Origin of the sequence: Achromobacter aloeverae, from assembly GCF_004121055.1 — a bacterium.
GTDB lineage: Bacteria > Pseudomonadota > Gammaproteobacteria > Burkholderiales > Burkholderiaceae_B > Bordetella_C > Bordetella_C aloeverae.
In genome coordinates this window covers 361,420-385,358 of sequence record NZ_PYAL01000003.1, presented here as the reverse complement: position 1 = coordinate 385,358, position 23,939 = coordinate 361,420, and the positions used below count along the sequence as shown (strand labels likewise).

General features: G+C 64.1%; 17 protein-coding genes and 1 tRNA gene. 11 read left to right on the top strand and 7 right to left on the bottom strand.

Annotated elements, in window-relative coordinates; all coding sequences use genetic code 11:
* Window position 1 precedes the first annotated feature (1 nt).
* From C7R54_RS12765 to C7R54_RS12750, 4 genes are all read right to left on the bottom strand, one after another.
* The gene (locus tag C7R54_RS12765; protein WP_129150805.1) at window positions 2-1,609 is read right to left on the bottom strand and encodes a DHA2 family efflux MFS transporter permease subunit; all 1,608 of its coding nucleotides are present in this window, start codon (window positions 1,607-1,609) and stop codon (window positions 2-4) included.
* Window positions 1,606-2,859 carry an HlyD family secretion protein gene (locus tag C7R54_RS12760; RefSeq protein ID WP_240039499.1) on the bottom strand — a complete coding sequence of 418 codons (1,254 nt, stop codon included), beginning with the start codon at window positions 2,857-2,859 and terminating at the stop codon, window positions 1,606-1,608. The genes C7R54_RS12765 and C7R54_RS12760 overlap by 4 nt, the downstream gene beginning before the upstream one ends.
* A gap of 99 nt (window positions 2,860-2,958) precedes the next feature.
* Window positions 2,959-3,582 carry a flavin reductase family protein gene (locus C7R54_RS12755; protein ID WP_129150804.1) on the bottom strand — a complete coding sequence of 208 codons (624 nt, stop codon included), beginning with the start codon at window positions 3,580-3,582 and terminating at the stop codon, window positions 2,959-2,961.
* Between the two features lie 49 nt (window positions 3,583-3,631).
* On the bottom strand, window positions 3,632-4,384 hold the full coding sequence (locus tag C7R54_RS12750; RefSeq protein ID WP_129150803.1) for a GntR family transcriptional regulator: 753 nt from the start codon (window positions 4,382-4,384) through the stop codon (window positions 3,632-3,634).
* Window positions 4,385-4,549: 165 nt separating this feature from the next.
* On the opposite strand from C7R54_RS12750, the gene C7R54_RS12745 reads away from it, so the two are divergent.
* Window positions 4,550-5,743, top strand: coding sequence for a pyridoxal-phosphate-dependent aminotransferase family protein (locus tag C7R54_RS12745; RefSeq protein WP_129150802.1), 1,194 nt, complete (start codon window positions 4,550-4,552; stop codon window positions 5,741-5,743).
* Here C7R54_RS12745 and C7R54_RS12740 read toward each other — a convergent pair whose 3' ends face one another.
* A complete protein-coding gene (locus C7R54_RS12740; RefSeq protein ID WP_129150801.1) occupies window positions 5,744-6,685 on the bottom strand; it encodes a LysR family transcriptional regulator in 942 nt (313 codons plus the stop codon).
* Between the two features lie 63 nt (window positions 6,686-6,748).
* Here C7R54_RS12740 and C7R54_RS29420 point away from each other — a divergent pair, with 63 nt between their 5' ends.
* The 8 genes from C7R54_RS29420 (at window position 6,749) to C7R54_RS12700 (ending at window position 21,767) form a co-directional block, all read left to right on the top strand.
* Window positions 6,749-7,198 carry a DUF4148 domain-containing protein gene (locus C7R54_RS29420; RefSeq protein ID WP_338026162.1) on the top strand — a complete coding sequence of 150 codons (450 nt, stop codon included), beginning with the start codon at window positions 6,749-6,751 and terminating at the stop codon, window positions 7,196-7,198.
* 169 nt (window positions 7,199-7,367) lie between these two features.
* Complete coding sequence (locus C7R54_RS12730; protein ID WP_129150800.1) at window positions 7,368-8,483, top strand: porin; 1,116 nt, start codon at window positions 7,368-7,370, stop codon at window positions 8,481-8,483.
* Window positions 8,484-8,980: 497 nt separating this feature from the next.
* Window positions 8,981-10,075, top strand: coding sequence for a hypothetical protein (locus C7R54_RS12725; protein WP_129150799.1), 1,095 nt, complete (start codon window positions 8,981-8,983; stop codon window positions 10,073-10,075).
* A gap of 2 nt (window positions 10,076-10,077) precedes the next feature.
* A complete protein-coding gene (locus C7R54_RS12720; protein WP_129150798.1) occupies window positions 10,078-13,386 on the top strand; it encodes a hypothetical protein in 3,309 nt (1,102 codons plus the stop codon).
* A 198-nt stretch (window positions 13,387-13,584) separates the two neighbouring features.
* Window positions 13,585-14,373 (top strand): hypothetical protein, encoded by a 789-nt coding sequence (locus tag C7R54_RS12715; protein ID WP_129150797.1) that lies wholly within the window; start codon window positions 13,585-13,587, stop codon window positions 14,371-14,373.
* Between the two features lie 152 nt (window positions 14,374-14,525).
* Window positions 14,526-15,632 carry an RCC1 domain-containing protein gene (locus tag C7R54_RS12710; RefSeq protein ID WP_129150796.1) on the top strand — a complete coding sequence of 369 codons (1,107 nt, stop codon included), beginning with the start codon at window positions 14,526-14,528 and terminating at the stop codon, window positions 15,630-15,632.
* Between the two features lie 475 nt (window positions 15,633-16,107).
* Window positions 16,108-19,860 (top strand): hypothetical protein, encoded by a 3,753-nt coding sequence (locus tag C7R54_RS12705; protein WP_129150795.1) that lies wholly within the window; start codon window positions 16,108-16,110, stop codon window positions 19,858-19,860.
* A 548-nt stretch (window positions 19,861-20,408) separates the two neighbouring features.
* Window positions 20,409-21,767, top strand: coding sequence for a Fic family protein (locus C7R54_RS12700; protein WP_240039498.1), 1,359 nt, complete (start codon window positions 20,409-20,411; stop codon window positions 21,765-21,767).
* Window positions 21,768-21,854: 87 nt separating this feature from the next.
* Here the strand turns inward: C7R54_RS12700 and C7R54_RS12695 are convergent.
* Window positions 21,855-21,931 (bottom strand) — tRNA-Pro (locus C7R54_RS12695).
* 43 nt (window positions 21,932-21,974) lie between these two features.
* Window positions 21,975-22,940, bottom strand: coding sequence for an octaprenyl diphosphate synthase (gene ispB, locus C7R54_RS12690; protein WP_129150794.1), 966 nt, complete (start codon window positions 22,938-22,940; stop codon window positions 21,975-21,977).
* Window positions 22,941-23,264: 324 nt separating this feature from the next.
* Here ispB and rplU point away from each other — a divergent pair, with 324 nt between their 5' ends.
* The gene (gene rplU, locus C7R54_RS12685) at window positions 23,265-23,576 is read left to right on the top strand and encodes a 50S ribosomal protein L21 (RefSeq protein ID WP_094851156.1); all 312 of its coding nucleotides are present in this window, start codon (window positions 23,265-23,267) and stop codon (window positions 23,574-23,576) included.
* A 39-nt stretch (window positions 23,577-23,615) separates the two neighbouring features.
* Window positions 23,616-23,876: a 50S ribosomal protein L27 gene (gene rpmA / locus C7R54_RS12680; RefSeq protein ID WP_129150793.1), complete on the top strand. Its 261-nt coding sequence runs from the start codon at window positions 23,616-23,618 to the stop codon at window positions 23,874-23,876.
* Window positions 23,877-23,939: the final 63 nt, after the last annotated feature.

Sequence of the window (23,939 nt, the reverse complement as noted above, 5' to 3'; positions counted from 1 at the left end):
CTCAATGTCCTCCGGCGCCGCCCGAGGCGTGGGTGGACGAGAAGAAGAAGGTCAAGGGAATGAAACACCATGCGAAGATGCCGCATATCGCGAAGACGTCGATATAGGCGAGGATAGTGGCCTGCGATACGAAGGTCTGGTACATATGCGCCGTCGCGGCCTGGGTCTGGTCGCCCACCACGCCGGCATAGTCGCGCAAGGCCTGGCCCACACGCTGGACGGTGTCCTGGTATTGCTGCGACAACGGCGACATGTTGCCCACCATATGGGCCATGCGGACTTGCAGGCGTTCGCGTATGCCCGCCGTGGCCAGCGAAATGCCGATCGACCCCGCCACATTGCGGAACATGGTGAACAGCGCCGCCGCATCGTCGTTCAGTTCCTTGGGCAGCGTTACGTAGGCCAGGGTGCTGGTGGGCACGAACAGGAAGGCCAGCGCGAAGGACTGCGCCATGCGCATCAGCACCAGGGTGTTGAAATCGATCTGCGGCACCAGGTGGTGGGAATAAAACAAGGCCGCGCCCAGGAAGAAAAAGCCGACCGCGATCAGGTGCCGGGTTTCCACCTTGGGCATGATCTTGCCGACGATGGGGATCATGAAAGTGATCAGCAAGGCGCCGGGCGACAACACCAGGCCGGCCAGCGTCGCCGTATAGCCCAGCTGCTGCTGGGACAACTGGGGAATGAGAACGGAACTGCCATACAGCACCGCCGCGAAAGCGGCGATGGTCACGCAGCCCAGGCTGAAGTTGCGGTCGCGCATGACCCTCAGGTCCACCACTGGCCGGCGCGCATGGAGCAGCCACAGCACCGCACCCACCAGCCCCACCACCGCCAGCCCGGCGAAGACGCAGATAAAGGTCGAACCGAACCAGTCCTCGTCCTCGCCGCGATCCAGCATCACCTGCAGGCTGCCGAGCCCCAGCGCGATCAGCCCGATGCCGGGCAGGTCGACATGACGCTTGCCCTTGGGCACCGGTTCCTGCCAGGGCGGGTCTTCCACCACCTGCATCACCGCGAGCGCCGTCAGCACGCCCACCGGGACATTGATCAGGAAGACCCAGCGCCAGGAAAAGTTATCGGTGATCCAGCCGCCCAGCGTGGGGCCGAGCACCGGCGCGACCACGATGGCGACCGCGGACACCGAGAACGCGCGGCCGCGCTGCGAAGGCGCGAAGGTATCGAGAATGATGGATTGCTGGCAAGGTTGCAGCCCGCCGCCGAAAAAGCCCTGCAGCATGCGGAACACGATGAGCTCGCCCAGGTTGGTGGCGATGCCGCACAGGAAGGAGCAGGCGGTGAAGGCCACGATGCAGATCATGAAGTAGCGCTTGCGCCCCAGCATGCGCGACAGGAAGCCGGAGATCGGCAGCACCACGCCATTGGCTACCAGGTACGAGGTCAACGTCCAGGTGGCCTCGTCGTAGCTGGCCGACATGGTGCCGGCGATATGCGGCAGCGATACGTTGACGATGGTGGTGTCCAGCACTTCCATGAACGCCGCCATCGTCACCACGATGGCGATGGTCCAGGGATTGGACTGCGGCCGCCAATGGGACGCCTCGCCGGCGGCCCCCTGGGAGGCGGACGCTTGCGCGGCCGCGCTCATTGCAGCACCACGGTAGGAACCACCGACAGGCCCAGCGGCAAGGGCAGGTCCGGGTCCATTCCGCTGTCGATGACGATCTTCACCGGCACCCGCTGCACGATCTTGACGAAATTGCCGGTGGCATTCTCCGCCGGGAACGCCGAAAAGCGCGAGCCCGTGCCCAGCTGGATACTATCCACATGCCCATGCAATTTCAGGCGCGGATAGGCGTCGACGTCGATATCCACCGCATTGCCCGGCCGCATGCGGTCCAGTTGGGTCTCCTTGAAGTTCGCCGTCACCCACACCGTGGGAGGCACCAGCGCGAACACGGTCGCGCCGGCCTGCAACAGCGAGCCGACATTCACATTGCGGCGGGTGACCCAGCCGTCGCTGGGCGCGTGGACTTCCGTATAGGACAGGTTCAGCTCGGCCTGCTCGACCTGCGCATCGGCGGCCTGCAACTGGGCCTCGCGGGCCCGCACCAGCGCCTGCGCCTGATCGACCTGCTGCTGCACCACGTCGGCCGCCTGGACCTGCGCCTGCGCATTGGCGACCTCGGCCAGGGCGGTACGTTGTTGGGCGGTCGCCGCATCGACGTTCTGCTGACTGGTGGCGCGCGGATCGACGCTGCGCTGGCGCCGATAGCTGGCCTGCGCATTGGCCAGGTTGGCCTGTGCGGACTTCTCCTGGGCCCGCGCCTGCGACAACTGCGCGGGATACTGCACGCGCGCCAGCGCAAGCTGGGTGCGTGCCTGGTTCAGCTGGGCGGCCGCCAGGGCACGCTGGGCCAGGGCCTGGTCGCGCGCCGCGACGTAATCGCGCGGGTCGATGCGCAACAGCAAGTCGCCCTTTTTCACCCGCGTGTTGTCATCGACGCTGAGCTGGACGACATAGCCGCCGACCTTGGGCGCGATGGTCACGGCATTGCCCTCGGTATAGGCGTCGTCCGTGCTTACCTGGTTGCGCGTGAGGAACCACCACACCACGCCACCCACCACCAGGACCAGCGCGACGATGCCCAGGATGATCAGCGGCTTCTTGCCGCGTTTCCGGCCATGGTTGCCGTTGTCCTTGTTGTCGCTGTCCTGGCCACCGTTTTCCCGGCCGCCGTCGTCCCGGCCACCGCCGTCCTGGCTACCGCGGCGGTCCCGCCTCTCGCCATCGTCGCGCGCATCGTCCCGCCGCCCGGCCTCGTGGCCGTGCTGGTCGGCTGCTCGGGGATCGTGTTCGGTCTCTTCGGCCATGCCCATGCCCTTCAGATTGCTCATCCGAGGGTCGATGGCAAGCACCATGCCTCGGCATGACAGCGAACTGAACGGGTAGCGGCCGAGGCGATGGCGGAGGGCGGCCGCCCGGCCCCGAAACGATCAAGGCCAGGCAGGCCTATCCATGTGGAACTCGTTATCGCGCGTGATGCCGAAATACGTGCTGGGGCCACCACCGCGCAGGATGGGTTCTCCGGCGGCGGTGTCGTAAACGCCGTCCTTGATCAGGTCGCGGCGGATATGAATGCCGACCGCTTCGCCCAGCACCAGCCAGGCATCGATGTCCTCGCCGCCTTTGCCCTTGAGCCGCACGATTTGCGTCAGCTTGCATTCGAAGGCGACCGGCGTCTCCTTGACACGCGGCACCTGGACCAGGCGCGACGGCGCCGGCGTCAGGCCGGCCAGCCTGAATTCATCCACGTCGGCGGGTGCCGGGGCACTGCTGAGATTCATGGCATCGGCCAGGGAGCGCGTGGCCAGGTTCCACACGAACTCGCCTGTCGCCTCGACGTTGACCAGGCTGTCCTTGCGGCGCAGGCTGCAGAAACCGACGATGGGCGGCTTGTAGTTGAACAGATTGAAAAAGCTGTAGGGCGCCAGGTTCAAGGTGCCATCGGCCGAACGCGTCGACACCCAGCCGATGGGGCGCGGCGCGACGATGGCGTTCAGCGGGTCATGCGCCAGGCCATGGCCAGCGGCGGGTTCGTAGAAATGGATATCGGACATGGCAAGACGGAGGGAAAAAAGCTGGAATGCGCGTGATATTACGCCACTCTCAGCGGGCCAGCGCCGCGGCCAGCGCCACCGCGGCACGCGGCGCGCGGCGCTGCATCGGGTCGCGCGGCGGCTCGGACCGCATGGCCTTGAGCACGGCCTCGCACTTGGCCGCCAAATGCGCTGTCAGCAGGACGCGCATGCGCGCCCCGTCGCGCCGCTCCAGCGCTTCCAGCATGGCGGCGTGGTCGGCCATGGCGGCATCCCACTTGTCCTGGTCGAAATTCGAGCGATAGCGCAAGGACTGGCAGCGCATGTTCACCCGCCGATACGTTTCCGTCAGCATGCTGTTGCCGGCGGCCGCATTGATGGCCTCGTGGATGCGGCGGTTCAGGTCGAAATAGGGCGCCAGGTCGCGGCGCGCATGGCACGCCATCATCTCGGCATGCAGCGTGCGGATTTCCATCAATGCCGCGGCGTCAATGCGCGCGCAGGCCAGCTCCCCCGCCAACGCTTCCAGGCCTCCGATCAATTCGAACAGTTCGATGATTTCCGGCTCGGTCAGGCGCAGCACCTCCGCGCCGCGATTGGGCAGCAGGCGCACCAGGCCCTCGCCGGCCAGCACCTTGTACGCTTCGCGCAGGGGCGTGCGCGAAACCTTCAATTGTTCGCACAGGATGCGCTCATTGAGCCGCTGTCCCGGCGCCAGTCGCCCTTGGACGATGAGCGTGCGCAGGCGCCCGGCCACGGCCTCGTGCAGGACCGGCAGGCCGTCCTGGCTGGCTTGAGGCGGCGGGTCGGAAGCGATGGACATCAACGGGACCAGGGGAAATGGGAACCCGAACTTTACCGAGAAAAGACGACGCCTGGCCGTCTCCCGTCCCGCTCACAACGACTAGGGAAAACCCGCATGCCGCAAGGCCGGCGTTGCATTAGCATCCTCGCAGCAAAATTGCATGCAAAAACAAGGATATCCCCCATGACTTTCCGCGCTCCCTACCGCGGCGGCAGGCACTTCCTGCAAATACCGGGTCCCAGCAACGTCCCCGATCGCATCCTGCGCGCGATGGACTATCCCACCATCGATCACCGCGGCCCGCAGTTCCAGGTGCTGGCGCGCAAGATCCTCGCGGACCTCGGCGAGCTGTTCGGCACGGCCCAGCCGGTCATGGTCTATCCCGCTTCCGGCACCGGCGCCTGGGAGGCCGCGCTGGTCAACACCATGGCGCCGGGCGACCAGGTGTTGATGTACGAAACCGGCCAGTTCGCCGCGCTGTGGCAGAACCTCGCGCGCAAGCTGGGCCTCGTCACGGAAACACTGCCCAGCGACTGGCGCCACGGCGTCGATGCCAGTGCCATCGAACGGCGCTTGCGCGAAGACCGCGAGCATCGCATCAAGGCCGTATGCATCGTGCATAACGAAACGTCCACCGGCGTCCTGTCCGATGTCCCTGCCGTGCGTGCGGCCATGGACCGCGCCGGCCACCCCGCCTTGCTGATGGTCGACACCGTGTCCTCGCTGGGCGCGGTCGAATACCGTCACGACGACTGGGGCGTGGACGTCACGATCTCGGGTTCGCAGAAAGGCATGATGCTGCCGGCCGGCCTGTCCTTCAACGCCATCAGCGCGAAGGCCCTGGCCGCTGCGGAGCGCGGCGGCATGCCGCGCAGCTATTGGAACTGGCAGGACATCATCCAGGCCAACCAGAAAGGTAGCTGGCCCTACACGCCCGCCACCAATCTGCTCTATGGCCTGTCCGAGGCCTGCGACATGCTGCGCGAGGCCGGCCTGGCCCAGGTCCAAGCGCGCCACGCGCGCCATGGCGCCGCCACCCGCGCGGCCGTGGCCGCGTGGGGCCTGGAGAACAATTGCGCGAACGCGGCCGAATTCAGCCCGGTGCTGACGACCGTGCGCATGCCAGAAGGCCATGACGCCGACGCCTTCCGCGCCATCGTGCTGGACCGCTTCGATATGTCGCTAGGCCAGGGCCTGGGCAAATTGAGCGGCAAGGTGTTCCGCATCGGCCACCTGGGCGATTTCAACGACCTGAGCTTGATGGGCACGCTGGCGGGCGTCGAAATGGGCCTGGCGCTGGCCGGCGTGCCGCACCGCGCGGGCGGCGTGCAGGCCGCCATGGACGTGTTGCGCGAGCACGCCGCGCGAAGGCACTGATCAGGCGGCCGCTGCTTCGGCCTCCCTGTCCTCTTCGTTCTCCGCCATGGAGAAACCCAGGTTCAGGCGGGGCTCGATGAAGCTGAGGAAGGCTTGCGTCTTGGCCGGCAGCACACGCGACGGCAGCAGCGCGTACAGCGGCAGCGGCGCCAGCTGCCACTCCGGCAGCACCCGCACCAACCCGCTCTCGCGTACGGCCTGGCGCACGCGTTCGAACACCGGCAGCGCCACGATGCCCAGCCCGGAAACGGCCAGCCGATACAACAGGCTGGACTGATTGGCGGACATATGCCCGGACACGGGCACCACCGCCACATCCTTGCCGCGCCGCAGCTCCCATTCCGAACGACGCTCGTCGATCAGCGAACGCAGGCACTCGTGCTCCGCCAGATCCTGCGGCGTGCGCGGAACGCCATGCTGCTCCAGGTAGGCTGGCATCGCGTACATCTCGCAGGACATGCTCAGTAGCTGGCGCGCGATCAATCCCGAATCGGGTTGCTTGCCGAAGCGCAGCACCACGTCGTAGGGGTTGCTGATGGGATCGATGGGCGCCGAACTGACATCGAACTCGCACTCGATAAGCGGATACTTCCGGGTGAACTCCGCCATTGCGACCGGCAGGAACAAATGAGCGAGACTGCTTTGCATGGAGACGCGCAGCAAGCCCTTCGGCGCGCTGGCCATGTCGGTCAGCTGTTCGTGCGCCACACGCGCCCGGTCCACCAGATGGCGGCAACGTTCATAGTAGATCTGCCCGGCTTCGGTAAGGTCTATGCGCCGCGTACTGCGATTGAGCAGGCGCATGCCGACGTGCTTCTCCAGCTCGCCCACGCGCCGGGACAGGGTCGACGCGGGCATGTTCAATACTTCCGCCGCGCGGCTGAAGTTCTTGTGCCGCGCCACTTCGACATACAGCGCAATATCGTTCAAATGCAGATCCATGATGCGGGTCTCGTGCCGGATGGGGCCCGGCTTGTCAACTTGTAGACAAAATTTTAGGCCTGCATGGCACGCCTCATTGCGTGCACTCATGAAAATGTGTTCGCCGTTATAAGGGTTTTTACCGAGGCGCAGGAAATCCATAATTCTGACCGTTTCGTGACAACCGAGTCACGTGTGGCCCGTCCGTGCTCTCCCGGCGGGCGCTCGAATCAGGATAAGAACATGATGAAGACTGCCCCTCTGGCCCTGGCCGCCTGCATCCTGTTGGCAGGCGCGTCGACCGCCTTTGCCTTCACGCCTCCGCAAGATCCGGACGCTCCCGCGCAAGTCGTTCCGCTCGCGCCGCGGGCCACGCCCGCACAGCAAACGCAAGCACAAACGCAGGCGCCCGGCGCGGCCGCTCCGCGCAAGACGCGCGCACAAGTCCAAGAGGAGCTTGCGCAAGCCAAGGCCAACGGCCAATACACGTTCGGTGAACTGGACTATCCGCCGCAAACCTTGCAACCGGACTGACTGTCCCGCGGTAAATGACAGGCGGATAACACCATCTCGCCATTGGCGGAATGGTGTTATCCGAATTTGCCCTTTTTCTCAGATCGAAATGAATTGAAACTTGCGCCCGTGTTCGGTTCCTCGCACGGGCATCGAAGTGTCGTTCCTCTTTTTCGATCTTGAGAGAAGCATGAAAAAAACCCTACTCGCCCTCGGCTTGACCACGGCGTGCGCCGGCGTCGCGCACGCGGAAACCTCAGTCACCCTCTACGGCCTCATCGATGCCGGCGTGGCCTACGAGCGCATCCGCGGCGATGGCTTCCACGCGTCCCGCATCGGCGAAACGTCCGGCACGTCCAGCGGCTCCCGCTGGGGCCTGCGCGGCACGGAAGACCTGGGCGACGGCCTGTCCGCGGTCTTCACCCTGGAAAACGGCTTCACGGTCACCAACGGCAAGTCGGCGCAGAACAGCCGCATGTTCGGCCGGCAGGCCACGGTGGGCCTGGACTCCACGACGTGGGGGCGCCTGGAGTTCGGCCGCCAGACCAACATGGCCTCCAAGCTGTTCGGCCAGATAGACCCGTTCGGGCTCAGCTACAACTCGGCGAATATGGGCACCACCTTCAGCGCCATGAACACCATGCGCGTGGACAATCTGGTGCTGTACCAGACCCCGACCGTCAACGGCTTCAAGTTCGGCCTGGGCTATTCGTTCAACGCGGACGACTCCCTGAACGACGGTTCCGGCAAGTTTCCGACCGGCGACAACAATCGCGAACTCACCACGGGCCTGTCCTACAGCAACGGCCCCTTGTTCCTGGCTGCGTCGTATGACCGTTTGGACCCGACCAATGACGCCGTCGGCGGCAAGACGTCGGCGCGCCCGCAGCAGTATGCGCTGGGCGGCTATTACGATTTCGAAGTGGTCAAGATCGGCGCCGCCGTCAGCCAGACGCGCGACGGCTGGTTCGTCGGCCAGTCGCTGGCGACCTCACCCGGCGCCTATTACAAGGACTTCGGCAACTATCGCAGCGCCGACGGCTTCACCGCCACGTCCACGCTGCTGGCCGTCACCGTCCCGGTCGGCGCCGCCACTTCGGTCTTCGGATCCTGGCAGCGCGCCGATCCCAACAACAGCAGGCTGACGGGCGACGACAAGACCTTCAACGTCTACGCCGCCGGCCTCACGTACAACCTGTCCAAGCGGACCAACTTGTACGCGTATGCCTCGTACGCGAACAACTACGCGTTCCACGACGGCGTCACCGACACGGTCGTGGCCACGGGTATCCGCCACAAGTTCTAGGCAGCCTCCCGGCGTTCTCGCGCGGCCTGCCTGTCCGGACCGTTACTCCGTTCGGTCCGGAGAGTGACAACCAGCCCGGCCGGCCGCGCGTGACACGGGCTACAGCGGTAGACGGAGTGGGACCGGCGTCTCCAGCAAAGCGTTATTTCCTTCCTTACCGCGGAACCGCGAGCAGATTTTCTGCCCGCGGTTTTTTTCATTTGGGCCGCCCCACCCTTGGCTAGCCCGAACGCAAGATGCTCCTGGCGCGAACGCCACGCGACGCGGCGCGAGCCCATGTCCCCTCTGCTGGCGTATCACGGCGTTACTAGTGATTACGCCAGGCTGACCGCTCATCTAGGACACAATTTGGACTCCAACATCCGCGACGCGAGGTCCTCCAGGCGAGACCGATTTCGTGGATGTTCACGGGCTCCCGACGAGCTTTTCAGACGACGCGGTCGACCTGGATTTCGGTCACGGGCCACGTGGTCATCACAGACTAAGTTGACGCGACCATGGACCTCTACGCTCCCACCATTTCCCCCCTGAATACCAGCAGGCAGTTGCAAACGGCCGTGGGCGTGACCGCGACCCCCGAGGTCGCCGACGCGGGTGCGAACGACGTCACGGTCATGGTGTGGGGCTGCTGGGAGCCGCCCACGACCAACCCCGCGTATGCCCCCTTCCAGGCGGTCAACATCAGCCAGAACCAGATCTGCAATGGCGAGGTCTGGTGCTGGTACAGCGTGACCGACAGGATAGGCAATACGGCGTACTCGGATATCGCCAAGCCGCAAGTCATCAGCACCCAGCAGTACCCCGACAAGCCTGTTGTCACGCCAGCCAATGCCAATGCGCCATCGGCCGGCATGAACGTGGTGACGTCCCTGAAGAACAACTTCAATTCGAATCTCACGCTGCAAGCCACCGACGCCGTCACGGTCACCTGGTGGATATACGACAACAACGGTGATGGGTGGACGAACCCGCGGCAGTACACGAGCCCCAAGCTGCTGGCGTCTCCCATCATATCCGGCACCTTCTCGTTCGGCGGATTGACGCCAGCGCCCGCCGCGAACCAATACGCCCTTGTATGGTTCGACGTCGAGCGTACCCAGCACAGCAGCTCCGCCGCGCCGGACAGATATCAGCGCTTCACGTCCGACGTTACCCATATCGCCGGCAGTGACTGGTATACCCCGGTTCCGGACAAGCTCCCGGCGCCTGTCTTCGACGGCGGCAACGTGATCGACCTGGACCGGATTACCGGCGACATCCCGGCCACGATCCCGAAGACCAGCAGGATCACGCCCACCAGCCAGGTCAAACTATTCGGACTGGGATTCGACCAGAACGGCAACATGGTTCCCGGATCGGACTGGGCGCAGCCCGCGCCCGGCATCTCCACGCCCTATCCCTATAAGGTCCCCAGGGCCAAGGTGGCCCTGGTGCCCAACGGCGGGGACTACGTCATCTCCTATACCGTCGACGGCACCGCGTCGCCGACGAGCCATGCGCAAGTCAAGCAGGCGACGCCTCCGCCGCCCAGCGTTCCGATGGGCAGCGTGTGGGGCTGGGGCGACAGCGAGTACGGAACGCTGGGAGCGTAGCGATGACTCCGGACCCGAAGCTGGGCGCGCCAGTGTCCGTGCGCGTGGACTGGGACGTGCATCGACCCGATCTTTATCCCGACATCCGGGACGGCTTCCTCGGCGACAACGCCAGTTTCTGGATCCGGGGTTATACGGCGCCCACTGGCGGTCTCATGTGGGGCATGAAACCGACCATCATCTATGGCGGAATGAGCGACCCGTTCGGGAACGGCGTGTATCCCCTGCCCTCCGCGTCGGTCTCGTCATCGAGCATGGAGCTGACACAGCCCACCATCCTGACCGTTGCGGTGAATGCCCTCAACGGCAGCAGTGTCGAATCGCCCGATTACGGCACCGCGTTTGTCTTGGCCCATGATTACCAGCTCGACGTCCCGTGGCTCAACGCGGACAATCTGCCCTATGCCGGCCTGTTCAAGCTGCGGGTGTGGAAAGGGACCACCGCCACCCTTTCCGCGCGCTCCGGAGATGGCCTGAGCGCTGCATTGGGTCACTATTTCCAGACGCCGCTCTCGGTCAAGATCAAGGACAGCACCGGGGCCACGCAAGGCACCCATGCGATGGCCGTGCGCTTCGACATTATCAAAGGCGACGCCACCTTTGACCCCGCCGGATGCAACCAGCGCTTCAGGACGATCAGCGATACCACCGCGCAGGTCTTCTCCGAGTACGGCACCGCTTTCGCGCCACGCATCAAGGCGGGAAAGACCGCAGGCACCGTCACGGTCCGCGCGTCGTCTCGCTTTGCCGCGCAGTCGTATGACTTCCAGCTACAGGTCGTCGATCCCCGGACAGACTCGGACGCCGCCTTCGTCTACACGCAGGCGGGCGACTACCAGGACAAGGTCGCGGTCGCGGCCCCGGGTACCCAGTTCCCCACCCTGCTGCAGGTCAAGGTCGAAAACAAGGGCAAAGCGCTCGCGGCCACCGGCAATATCATCTTCGCGGCCTATCCCGCGGCCGACGGGCAGTCGCTCTCGACTTGGTTTCCCGACGGAAACACCGCGACGGTCGCCGTGGACGAGGGCTATGCCACCGCGCCGGCCCTGACTGCCCGCAACGAGGGCGATACGCCCGCATCCGGTTATACCGCCAACGTCATCTGCGCCTACCCCGACACTTATGACATCGAAGACGAAGACCCACGCACGGATACCACGGGTCAGGTCGCCCGCTTCACCGAACGGGTCTGGGACAGCAACGCCGCCACCATCGGCCGGGACGACGCCAGGAACAACCAGACGACCGCGCCGGGGCAATACTTTCCCCTGCGCCTGACGGCCTCCGTCAAGGACGCCGCCAGGAACCCTGTCGACCAGATGCTGGTCACCTTTACCCTGCAAGGCCCGGGGCAATTCGATAGCCAGGACGATGTCCCCGTCGAACAATGGAATGCCGGCAAGGTCGTCGTGCGCACGGGCAGCGACGGCCTTGCCATTGCGCCTCGCATCCTGGCGCAGCCAGGGAAAAGCGGTGCGATTACCGTCATCCCCTCCTGCCCGGTATCCAACGACCAGCCCGCGTATGCCTTGACCTCGGCCATCCCCGCCAACGAGGGCGTCTCCGTCGGCCTGGAGGAGGGCGACCTCCAGGACCAGGTACTCCATGTCGCTTTCCCGATGCCCATGAGCGTCAGCGTCAAGACCGCGACGGGCGACAACGCCACCGCGGGCCAGGTCACCTTTACCTGCCTATCCACGAGCGCGGCGACCGGCAGCTTCAAGGGTGTCTCGTCCGCCACGGCCTCGGTCAACGATGGCGCGGCGATCGCGCCGGCCACGCTGCAAGGCGACGACGTCCTGCAACAGACCCAGTCCTACGGTTACTTCGAAGTTGCGGCCGCCACCGACCACACGGCCACGCCCTATGTTTTTCGCCAGCGCGTATGGCGCAGCAAGCATGCTGTCTTGTCCGCGGTCAGCGGCCAGGAAAACAACAGGGCCAAACCGGGCGAACTCTTTCCCATTCCCGTCGTCGTCCATGTGGTCGGTCCCGACAACGAGAACATCGAGAACTTGTGGGTCACCCTCACGCTGCAGGGGTCGGCGGAATTCGTCTACGACACCGGCATGCCAACGCACCCCGGCGATACCGCGGCCTCGGCCACCGTGCGGACCGATCGCTTTGGCCTGGTCTTGGCGCCTGGCATCAGGGCTGGCCAGGATGCGGGTCCCGTCACCGTGATCGCTGACGCGACGGTGGCGCAAAACCCGCTCCACTTCAACCTGACGGTCCTGCCGGTACCCACGAATGCCTTCTATGTCTATGTCGATCCTGACACCAATTATCAGGACACGATGATGGGAGGCGCCTACGACGCCCCGCTTTCCGCATCCGTCAAGAACTACGGCGGGACCGACGCCACGACAGGCCAGGTCACATTCCAGATCTTCAACGACACGGCCACCGGCGTGTTCTACGACGGGGGCACCAAGAGCACCGTCAACGTCATCAATGGCCGCGCCACCGCGGGCAAGCTGTGCGCGACCCTGACCTCGGGCACCGGCAGCTTCAACGTCGTCGCCTACCCTACCGTCGGATTCTCCGGCGATCCCGCCACCGATACCTCCAACCAGACCGCCCACTTCACCGCGCGTGTCTGGGACGAGGTGTATATCGCCCTGGCGAAAACGGGTGGGGACAATCAGCACTCCGCCACGGGCCAGTACTTTCCAGAACACTTGATAGTGCAGGCGACCGACACGCGCAGCAATACGCCTATCCCGCAATATCTGGTGTCGTTCACCAACACCACCCCCGGCTCGGCCACTTTCGATACCGCCGACCCCGACTTCCCCATCGTCTCGGGCGACAGCCGATCGGTGACGGTACGCGGCAACGACGAGGGCTATGCCACGGCGCCCCGCATCCTGGCCGGCGCCAAGGCCGACACGTTCCAAGTCCAGGCGACCAGCGACGCCGCCTCCAGCACCAGCTTCAAACTCACGATAGACAGCACGGCGCCGCCTCAGATCTACACGCTGACCCCGACGCCGACATCCACGGAGGAAATGGAACCTGACGACATGGACTTCACGACCTTCGTGCTGAAACAGGCGGGCGTCCCGGTCACAACGGGCGTGGAAGTCACCTTGACCATCAGCCCTGCCGGCGCCGTGAGCTTCGACATGAGCAATCCCAACGCGCTGACCGTCTTGACGAAGACGGACAGCAAAGGGCAGGCCCGCCATCCGATCTGGTCCGGAGACAACAACGCCAGCGCGATCGTCACGGCCACCGCCCAACAGGCTTCCGATGGTACGCAAAACATCATCGTCGGCGACGGTGGCTCCAGCAACACCAAGGCATAGCCACGCCCCCAAGACATCCACTCGAATCGGAGCACCAGCATGACACTCGCACCATCGCGCAGGGCCAGCCAACCTCGACCCACCCAGCTCGACGCAACTTGCCTGGGGCCATCCGCGGCGCACCTGGCTTCGACGCAAGACCGAATGGCCCCCGGCGATCTGAATCCCGGCAAGGGAAATATATGCATCCAGGTATGCATGGAGCAATTCACCGGCCAGCATCCCGCCATCAAGGATGCGTTCCCGGGCGAGACCATAGACACGCTGGTGGCTCAACCCCGCAAGTATCTCAGCGGCGCCTACATCCCTCCCATCCCGCAATTCGTTGCTTTCACTTACGCCGAGAATCCCTACGGCTTCGACGCCAACCAGATAGCCACGATTCCGAGCGCCTCCGCCGCGGTGACGCCGCGCACAGTGGAGACGAGCGCAAACGGGCCAACCACCGAAAGCGGGATTATCCCCATTTGCTGCGACAGCTTCGTGGCGGAAAAGATCACCGGCAGCTATCCCCTCTCTCCCGATTACGGTGTCGCCTATATCACCGCCTATGAGGAGTTCACCGTTCCCGGGCCGCCTTTCTCGCCCCAGTGCATGCCGTGGACGGCGCTTTTCATGGTCCGGGTGTGGCACAACATGACAGCGAAGCTGACCTACCTTTATGGAAACAAGCTTACGGCGGCGCCCAACCGGAATTTTCCCGCCACGCTATCCGTGACGGTCACGGACAGCGTGGGCTCCACACGGGCAACCGATGGCCTGCAGGTGATCTTCGATATCACTGGTGGCGGTGCGACTTTCGATCCTTCCGGAGTCACGACGCGCTACTGCCAAATCCAGAACGGGACGCGAGCCATCGTCCTCTCACAGCAAGGCGTTGCCATTGCGCCCCCGATCAAGGCCGGGGCGGCGGTCGGGCCCGTCACCGTCTATGCGTCATCGCGCTTCTCAAGGGACTTCGTGCTTTATGAACTCAACGTCACTTGACACCCTCGATGGTCCCGGCGCCGGGCATCAACCGCGGCCGCTCCAGCCGTCCGACCGCAGGACTCGCGTGCGGTTGAGGGACGGCCACCCGCATCATTGCCACCGCCCCAATCTGCCCTACGTCACGCATCATTTTTGCTATTGAGCCCGCCATGAAACACGACTCCTCCCACCAAGGCAAGACTGGCCAGAACCAGGTCAATTCGCCCTCCGACAAGACGAATTGGGTCGCGCTCAGCGCCAACTACGAGCACGCCGTCGCAATCGACGCCAACGGCTACGTGTGGGCCTGGGGTCAGAACGACAAGGGGCAGCTGGGGCTGGGCACCGGAAAGGCCAACAAGTACACGACCCCGCAACGCGTGGGCGTCATCAACAACGCAGTCGCCGTCGCTACCGGAACCTTCCACACCCTGGTCGTCGACGACCAGGGCAATCTCTGGGGCGCCGGGATCTCCGCCGCGGGCGTGCTGGGAACGCAAGGCCAGACGACGCAGCTTGACAGCCTCACCCATCTCGGCGACTTCAACAGGTATGGCGACTGGGTCGAGATATACAGCAAGCGCGACCTGGCCATCGGCAGGACCAGCAGCGGCATCTGGTGGTCCTGGGGAGACAACACGCTGGGCGCTGTCGGCTTCGACAGCACACAGCCTTACTTCACCTCGCCCCAGCCGTTGTTCGCGGCGAACAAGAATATCGTCCAGGTCAGCGTTGGCATCGACGTGGCCGCCGCGGTAAGCGCCAGCGGCGACCTTTGGATCTGGGGGGACAACACCTACGGGCAGATCTCCGCCGTGACCCCCGGGACCGCCATGAATCCCGTCAGGGACGTGACGCGGGCCACGACGAAGGCTGGGCAATGGGCCCGCGTCGCCGTGGGCCAGACCCATGTCCTCGGTCTGGACAAGAACAACGTGCTTTGGGCCTGGGGCAGGGGAACGGTGGGCCAGCTGGGCATCGGCGACAACCTCGCCTACGCGCCCAATACGCCCACCCTGGTACAGACGCTGCCATCCGCCGGCATCAAGTCCTATGTCGCGGTCGAAGCGAACGACGCCAACTCCGGCGTGGTGGTCGAACTCAACAACGGAAACCGCGCCCTCTACCTGTGGGGAAGCAACGGCTATGGGCAGGTCACCAGCGATCCTGGCTCGTATCCGTACGCGTGGGTGCCGGATCAGCCTATCTACTCGTCCAGCCTGAACAAGTGGTTCGCGTTGCAGCTCGGCGACGGGTTCTCGACCGCGCTCGGCTGAGCGGCGCGCCTCCAGTCAAGGAGGATCCGAAGGCCGGTCCCGTGGTTCCCCCCTATTTGCAGCTCCATGCGAGAGAATGCTCATGAAAAAAGATCCTTCTTCATCTCATCGTCCTGCCTCGCGCACGGTGCGCAAAGCTTCCCCGCACGCACCAACGGTTTTGGACGCAAGCGTCCTCCCGGGTCAACAGGCCTCGGCTATTCCGGATGCCCCAACCGATGGGCCGGTATCTGTGCGCCCGGATTGGACCTTACATCAGCCCGACCAATACCCCGACATCCGGGACGGACCCGTCGGCGCCAACGTGTCGTTCTGGATCAAGGCCTATACGGCGCCCACCGGCGACGTTTTGTCGAACACGCAACCGCCCATTTACTATGGTGGAAGGGACGACCCTTTCGGGAATAACGTATATCCACTCGCCACAGTCTCGACATCAACAGGATTCATAGAACTAACGCAAACCCCGCTAGCTGTGACATGTGAGACGGGTTCCCTCACGGGGAGCAGTGTCGAATCACCCGATTATGCCAGCGCGTTTGTCACAGTCTTCGATACTCGGCTCGGCGTCGTCAATCTCAACGCGAACAACCTGCCTTATATCGGTCTGTTCAAGGCCCGGATCTGGAAGGACTGCACCGCCACCCTTTCCGCGCGCTCCGGCGACGGCCTGAGCGCCGCCTTCGGTCGCTATTTCCAGACGCCGCTCTCGGTCAAGATCAAGGACAGCACAGGGTCCACGCAAGGCACCCATGCCATGGCCGTGCGCTTCGACATTATCGAAGGCGACGCCACCTTTGACCCCGCCGGATGCAATCAGCGCTTCCTGACAATCAACGACACCACCGCGCAGGTCTTCTCCGAGTACGGTACCGCCTTCGCGCCACGCATCAAGGCGGGCAAGACCGCAGGCACCGTCACGGTCCGTGCGTCGTCACGCTTTGCCGCGCAGTCGTACGACTTCCAGCTACAGGTCGTCGATCCCCGGACAGATTCGGACGCCGCCTTCGTCTACACGCAGGCGGGCGACTACCAGGACAGGGTCGCGGCCGCGGCCCCCGGTGGCCAATTCCCCACCCTGCTGCAGGTCAAGGTCGAAAACAGGCGCAAAGAGCCCGCGGCCACCGGCAATATCATCTTCGCCGCCTATCCAATGGCCGACGGGCAGTGGCTCTCGGTTTGGTTTCCCGATGGAAACACCGCGTCGGTCGCCGTGGACGAGGGCTATGCCACCGCGCCGACCCTAGTTACCCAGATCGTGAACAATACGCCCGCATCGGGTTATGCCGCCAACGTCATCTGCGCCTACCCCGACACTTATGACATCGAAGACCAAGACCCGCGCACGGATACCTCGGGCCAGGTCGCCCGCTTCACCGAACGGGTCTGGAACAGCAACGCCGCCACCGTCGGCCGGGACGACGCCAGGAACAACCAGACGGCCGCGCCCGGACAATACTTCCCCTTCCGCCTGACCGCCACCATCAAGGACGCCGCCAGGAACCCCGTCGACCAGATGCTGGTTACCTTTACCTTGCAAGGCCCGGGGCAATTCGATAGCCAGGACGACGTCCCCGTCGAGCAATGGAATGCCGGCAAGGTCGTCGTGCGCACGGGCGGCGACGGCCTGGCCATCGCGCCTCGCATCCTGGCGCAGCCAGGGAAAAGCGGTGCGATTACCGTCACCCCCTCCTGCCCGGTATCCAACGACCAGCCCACGTATGCCTTGACCTCGGCCATCCCCGCCAACGAGGGCGTCTCCGTCGGCGTCGGCGAAGGCGACTACCAGGACCAGGTGCTCCAGGCGCCTTTCGTCTACCCGTTGACCGTTGCCGTCAAGACTGCCACGGGCGATAACGCCACCGCCGGCCAGGTCACCTTCACCTGCCAGGGTACGAGCCAGGCCACCGGCAGCTTCAACGGCGCCCCGACCGCCACCGCGCCCGTGAATGGCGGCGCGGCGATCGCCCCGGCCACGCTGCGCGGCGACAATATCCTGCAATCGACACAGTCCTACGGCTACTTCGAAGTCACCGCCATCAGCGACTATGCGGACCAACCCTGCACGTTCCACCAGCGGGTATGGCGCAGCAAGCATGCCATCTTGACAGCGGTCAGCGGCAATAGCAGCGACGACAACAAGGCCCAGCCGGGCGACCTTTTTCCGATTCCCGTCGTCGTCCACGTGGCCGGTCCCGACAACGAAGACATCGAGAACCTGTGGGTCACCTTCACGCTGCAAGGATCGGCGGAGTTCGTCTACGACGAGGGCGTGCCCGCGCAAACCGGCGATACCGCCGCCTCGGCCACCGTGCGGACCGATCGCTTCGGCAAGGCCTACGCGCCTGACATCAGGGCAGGCAAGGACGCGGGTCCCGTCACCGTGACAGCCGACGCCACGGTCGCGCAGAACCCGCTTCCCTTCAACCTGACGGTCCTGCCGATACCCACGAACGCCTTCTATGTCTATGTCGATCCTGACACCAATTACCAGGACACGACGATGGGCCTTGCCTACGCCACCCCGCTTTCCGCATCCGTCAAGAACTACGACGGGACCGACGCCACGACAGGCCAGGTCACGTTCGAGATCTTCAACGGCACGGCCAGCGGCGTGTTCTACGACGGGGGTACCAAGAGCACCGTCAACGTCATCAACGGCCGCGCCACCGCGGGCAAGCTGTCCGCGACCCTGACCTCGGGCACCGGCAGCTTCAACGTCGTCGCCTATCCCACCGTGGGATTCTCCGGCGATCCCGCCACCGACACCTCCAACCAAACCGCCCACTTCACTGAACGCGTCTGGGACGACGTCTATGTCGCCCTCGCGAAAACCGACGGGGATAATCAGCACGCCACCACGAACCAGTACTTTGCGCAGCATTTGACAGTGCGCGCGACCGACACGCGCGGCAACAACACGCCGGTCCCCGAGTATCTGGTGACGTTCAGCATCTCCAACCCCGGCATGGCCACCTTCGATACCGCCGATCCCGACGTCATTATCGTCTCGGGCAACAGCCGAGCGGTAACCGTGCGCGGCGACGACAATGGCCACGCCACGGCGCCCCGCATCCTGGCCGGCGCCAATGCCGGCGGGGTCCAGGTCCATGTATTCGGCGGCGCCGACCCCGGCACCATCTTCAAGCTCACGGTGGACAGTGACCAGCCCGCGCCCGGCACGGTAACGAACGTCTATGTATCCCAGGGGGATTACCAGGACCAGTACGCGACGGACCCGTATCCCATCGCACTGGCGGTCTCGGCGACGGACTCGCAGAACAAGTTCGCCCAGACAGGCCAGGTCACCTTCAAGATATTCCAGGGTACCGCCGACGGAGCCGGCTTCAGCGGCGTCACGGGGGACAACACCACGGTGACGGTGGCGGTCAACGATGGGCACGCCACTGCGCCGACGGTGATCGCGGGCGCCGGCCCGATCCAGGGCTATGGCGATTGCCATGTCGTCGCCTTCCCCAGCACCTTCACGGGCGATCCCTTGAGCGACACATCGACGCAGACGGCCCACTTCACGCTGCGGGCGTGGATCAGGGAATGGCTGGATATCACGAAGCAGAACGACGGCCAGACCGCGCTTGTGCAACAGTATTTCGCCCAGCGATTGCAGGTCAACGTCTTCGACAAGTCCAGCAATGCCCCGCTGGCCTACTACATCATGACGTTCACCATCACCGGCGACGCCACTTTCGATACCACCGATGTGGCTGCGCGCATCCTCTCGGGCGATGGCAAATCGGTATCGGTGCAGGGCGATGCGCAAGGCAATATCACCGCGCCGCGCATCCTGGCGGGAAGCACCGCGGGCAGCGTCGTCGTGAATGCCCAGGGCAATCTCTCATCCGGCACCAGCTTCAACCTGACGGTGCAGGCGGACCAGCAACCGATCCTGTATACGCTCAAGCCCGCCAGCGCCGCGCTCAACGTAGCCGTCAACGGCAGTCAGCCGGCGATATTCAACCTGACCGACAACAATACGCGCAAGGGTGTCGCGCAGAAGCCGGTCACCATGACCATCGTCAATACCGGATCGGCCCAGGCGAGCTTCAAGCAAGGCGACCCGACAGCCACGACCACTTCCGGCTTGCAGACAGACAGCACGGGGCAGGTATCCGCGACGGTCTATGGGAACGGCCAGGCGGGCAGCGCGACGTTGACGGCCAGCAACCCGAACGCCAACGATAGTTCGGAACCGGTGAACATCCGATGACGAAACGCCCGGCGCCATGGCGCCGGGCGACAGTGGGGAGGGAACGCGGGGGAAGTCGGCGACGGCGTCCCCCCGCGCCCCCAAGGGATAACTCTCTCCGAAAGCATCAACTCGAATCGGAGCATCACCATGACACTCGTACCATCGCACAGCACCGACCAACCCCGGCCCATCCAACTCGACGCGACGCGACGCGCATGGGGGCAGGTATCGACGATGGCGCGCTCCTGGCGACGCCCAGACATAGGCTTCCCAAGGGAAATCAGAGTGCCGGTGCGCAGCCGGGCCAGCGCTTCCTGTCAACCTAGAGGCGGATTGAGCGAATAATCGATCAATCGGCCAAAAAACGCTCACGCGGGATGCGCGGCTACGACTGCCTGCCGCCTCCCGACGCTGCCTGCTCGCTATCTGGGTGCCTTCGAGCGAATTTCGGGCGCACGCTGAGTCGTTACTGAGCTAATCGAGCGAATAATCGCTCAATACTCTACAATTATCCAGGTCCCGCAGCCCCTGCTCGCGAGGTGGAGATTGGTTTTGAGGAGTTGGTGGTGACAGGCAAACCGTTAGCGCAGCGAATTCTCGACGCTGTCGCCCGTGTCGGCTTCAAGAGGGACGAGCGGGGCGCAGCGCCGCGCGACCTCGGCAAAGAACTTGGAACGCCAGCGAGCACACTGCGGCGGGCGCTGCAACAACTAGTGGCCGCGGGTGCCCTGATACGCGAAGGCCAGGGACCGTCCGTTCGGTACATCCTGCCCACGGAGGCGGCAAGTCCTACGCCGGCACGGCCTCCTTCCGCCTTCCCCAGTGTTGTCAGTTGGTCTCTACCGGCAAAAAATGCCCTGCAGCAGCTTCGGCGCCCCTTGGGCGCTCGCAAACCTATAGGTTATGACCGAGGCCTCGTCGACGCTTACGAGCCGAATGTCAGCACTTGGCTTCCAGCGGATGTCGCACACGGCCTGCTGTCGGAAGGCGGCATGCCTGGCCATCGGCCCGCCGGCACCTACGCCCGCGACGTGCTCGAGCAATTGCTCATCGACCTATCGTGGTATTCCTCCCGGCTGGAGGGCAATACGATGTCGATGCTCGACACGGAGCGGCTATTTCGGGGCGGCGCGTCAGGAGGCGATCCTGAAGCACTAATGCTTCTCAACCATAAGCGCGCCATCGAATTCATGGTGGCCAACGTGCCGGTCGAAGGCCTCCATGCGCGCATGGTGCGGAACATCCACGCCTTGCTTATGGACGGGTTTCTGCCCAACCCTCGCAGCCTGGGAGCCATTCGCTCGACGATGGTACGCATCACCGGAACCGTGTACCTGCCGACACAGGCGCCCCAACTCCTCCAGGAAATGCTCCAGCAGATATTGGATAAGGCAGCGGAGGTCAACAACCCCGTGGAGGCGTCATTCTTCCTTTGGGTCAGCCTGGCTTATCTGCAACCGTTCGAGGACGGCAACAAGCGCGTCAGCCGACTTGCCGCCAACATCCCGCTGATGGTTTTCAATTGCGCCCCCTTGTCTTTTCTGGACGTCGATCAGGACGACTATGCGCAGGCCATGCTGGCCTACTATGAGTTGCGCGACCTAGCGCCGGCGGCGGATTTATTCGCGTGGACCTACCGGCGGTCCTGCGCAAAGTACGCCTTGGTATTGCGGCAAACGCCTGTGGGAAATCCGTTGCGGGCCAAGTTCGGCCCCAAACTGATCGAAGCCGTACAGGCCGTGGTCCATTACCGCCGCCCGCTGGCAAACACGCTCGAGACCCTTGCCTTGCCCCCTCACGAACGCGAGCAATTCGAGCCGCTTCTGCGCTCGGAACTTGAAGGGTTGCACGAATTCAATGCGGCACGCTTCGACCTGTCGACTCGATCCGTTGACGACTGGATCGCCGCCGGACGCCCGCTGTAAAAACAGCCCGCTGTAAAAACAAAAACGCACAGCAATCTGCTGTGCGCTTGAGTCCTTGCCGGTACAAGGAAAATTTGACCAAATCAATGGTCGGGGCGAGAGGATTCGAACCTCCGACTCCTGCGTCCCGAACGCAGTACTCTACCAGGCTGAGCTACGCCCCGTTTTTCACTACCAGTTTTCGCTACTATCGGCTGGTCGTGATCGCTATCGATCTCGATTCACCGCGAAAGCGCAGAATTCTAACAGACTTTCGCGATAAGTGGAAACCGGATAATTTGCCAGCGCTACGCGGGCCCGTTCCGCCTCGGCGCGCGCCGCTTCCCGTGCATGCGCGAGGGCGTCCGTATCGTTGATGGCCGCGGCCACCGCGCCGAAATCGGCATCGCCGGTTTCGATCGCGTCGCGGATCAATTGGCGCTGCGCCGCCGTGCCCACTTCCATGACGCGGATCAGCGGCAGGGTGGGCTTGCCTTCGCGCAGGTCGTCGCCGACGTTCTTGCCCAAGGCCTGCGCGTCGCCGCTGTAGTCCAGCACGTCGTCCACCAGTTGGAACGCGGTGCCGATGTGGCGGCCATAGGCAGCCGCCGCTTCCTCCTGCGCCGGCGTGGCGCCGGCCAGGACGGCGCCGACCTGGGCCGCGGCCTCGAACAGCTTGGCGGTCTTGTAGCGCACCACCTGCAGGTAGCGCTCCTGCGAGACGTCCGGATCATGCACGTTGAGCAGCTGCAGCACCTCGCCCTCGGCGATCACGGTGGTGGCCTGCGACAGGATGGCCATGACGCGCATCGAATCGACGTCCACCATCATCTCGAAGGCACGCGAATACAGGTAGTCGCCCACCAGCACGCTGGCCGCATTGCCGAACACGGCATTGGCGGTCTGGCGGCCACGACGCAGGTCGGATTCATCCACCACGTCGTCGTGCAGCAAGGTGGCGGTGTGGATGAACTCCACCACGGCGGCCAGGGTGTGATGGTGCGTCCCGGGGTAGCCCAGGGCGCGCGCGATCATCAGGAGCAAGGCGGGCCGCATGCGCTTTCCGCCGGCGCCGATGATGTAATCGCCTATCGTGCGTATCAGCACGACTTCGGAATCCAGGCGGCCGCGGATGACGGCATCCACCGACTTCATGTCATCGGCGATAGGAGCGATAAGATCGGGGAGATTCAAAACGTTTCCGGCGGTCTGAGCGAGCCGAGCGACGGCCCGTGTAACTTGTGCCCCGCTTGCGTACTTGCCGCCCCGGGGGATCGTGGGATTATACGGGTTAAGCCACCGGCGACAGGCAGGGGGTAGACCTTCCCGCGCCATCCGCGGCACGCCGCCGGATCCGCCCCGTTGCCCCGAGACGACACGTAACTCGTTGACCCAGCGCAGGTTTTTTTGACTTTGCCAAACGGGCGGGCTAGAATCCTCGATTCGGCATTCCGTACGGGTACGCCCGTGCGCCGAAAGTTTCTCGTTCTTTACAGAACTCATCCAAGGAATTAACCCATGTACGCGGTCATAAAAACCGGCGGCAAGCAGTATCGCGTTGCCGCAGGCGAAAAACTCAAGGTAGAACAGATACCTGCTGACATTGGGCAAGAAATCACCCTGGATCAAGTGCTGTCCGTTGGCGAAGGCGACCAGTTGAAGATTGGTACGCCCCTCGTTTCCGGCGCCTTGGTCAAGGCTACGGTTCTTGCGCATGGCCGGCACGACAAGGTCAAGATCTTCAAGATGCGCCGTCGCAAGCACTACCAGAAGCATCAAGGCCACCGTCAGAACTACACCGAGATCCGCATCGAAGCCATCACGGCTTGATGTCCATCCGGTACACCCTTTATTAGCAGGAGCTAAAAAATGGCACAGAAAAAGGGCGGCGGCTCTACGCGGAACGGCCGTGACTCAGAATCGAAGCGCCTGGGCGTCAAGGCCTACGGCGGCCAGTTGATCCCGGCTGGCTCGATCATCGTGCGTCAACGCGGCACGCGCGTCCACGCTGGCGTGAACGTCGGCATGGGCAAGGACCACACGCTGTACGCGCTGGTCGATGGCAAGGTGCATTTCGCCATCAAGGGCGCCGGCAACAAGCAGACGGTTTCGATCGTCGCTGCCGAGTAATTGCCGTCCGCAGCCTTCCAGGCTTTCGTACGGTAAGAACAAGCACAGCCGAAAAAGGCCCTG

Bases quoted from the DNA above. Each gene is read 5' to 3' on its own strand.
- C7R54_RS12765 (WP_129150805.1), bottom strand. From the start codon at position 1,609: ATGAGCGCGGCCGCGCAAGCGTCCGCCTCCCAGGGGGCCGCCGGCGAG.
- C7R54_RS12760 (WP_240039499.1), bottom strand. From the start codon at position 2,859: ATGAGCAATCTGAAGGGCATGGGCATGGCCGAAGAGACCGAACACGAT.
- C7R54_RS12755 (WP_129150804.1), bottom strand. From the start codon at position 3,582: ATGTCCGATATCCATTTCTACGAACCCGCCGCTGGCCATGGCCTGGCG.
- C7R54_RS12750 (WP_129150803.1), bottom strand. From the start codon at position 4,384: ATGTCCATCGCTTCCGACCCGCCGCCTCAAGCCAGCCAGGACGGCCTG.
- C7R54_RS12745 (WP_129150802.1), top strand. From the start codon at position 4,550: ATGACTTTCCGCGCTCCCTACCGCGGCGGCAGGCACTTCCTGCAAATA.
- C7R54_RS12740 (WP_129150801.1), bottom strand. From the start codon at position 6,685: ATGGATCTGCATTTGAACGATATTGCGCTGTATGTCGAAGTGGCGCGG.
- C7R54_RS29420 (WP_338026162.1), top strand. From the start codon at position 6,749: ATGGCACGCCTCATTGCGTGCACTCATGAAAATGTGTTCGCCGTTATA.
- C7R54_RS12730 (WP_129150800.1), top strand. From the start codon at position 7,368: ATGAAAAAAACCCTACTCGCCCTCGGCTTGACCACGGCGTGCGCCGGC.
- C7R54_RS12725 (WP_129150799.1), top strand. From the start codon at position 8,981: ATGGACCTCTACGCTCCCACCATTTCCCCCCTGAATACCAGCAGGCAG.
- C7R54_RS12720 (WP_129150798.1), top strand. From the start codon at position 10,078: ATGACTCCGGACCCGAAGCTGGGCGCGCCAGTGTCCGTGCGCGTGGAC.
- C7R54_RS12715 (WP_129150797.1), top strand. From the start codon at position 13,585: ATGGAGCAATTCACCGGCCAGCATCCCGCCATCAAGGATGCGTTCCCG.
- C7R54_RS12710 (WP_129150796.1), top strand. From the start codon at position 14,526: ATGAAACACGACTCCTCCCACCAAGGCAAGACTGGCCAGAACCAGGTC.
- rplU (WP_094851156.1), top strand. From the start codon at position 23,265: ATGTACGCGGTCATAAAAACCGGCGGCAAGCAGTATCGCGTTGCCGCA.
- rpmA (WP_129150793.1), top strand. From the start codon at position 23,616: ATGGCACAGAAAAAGGGCGGCGGCTCTACGCGGAACGGCCGTGACTCA.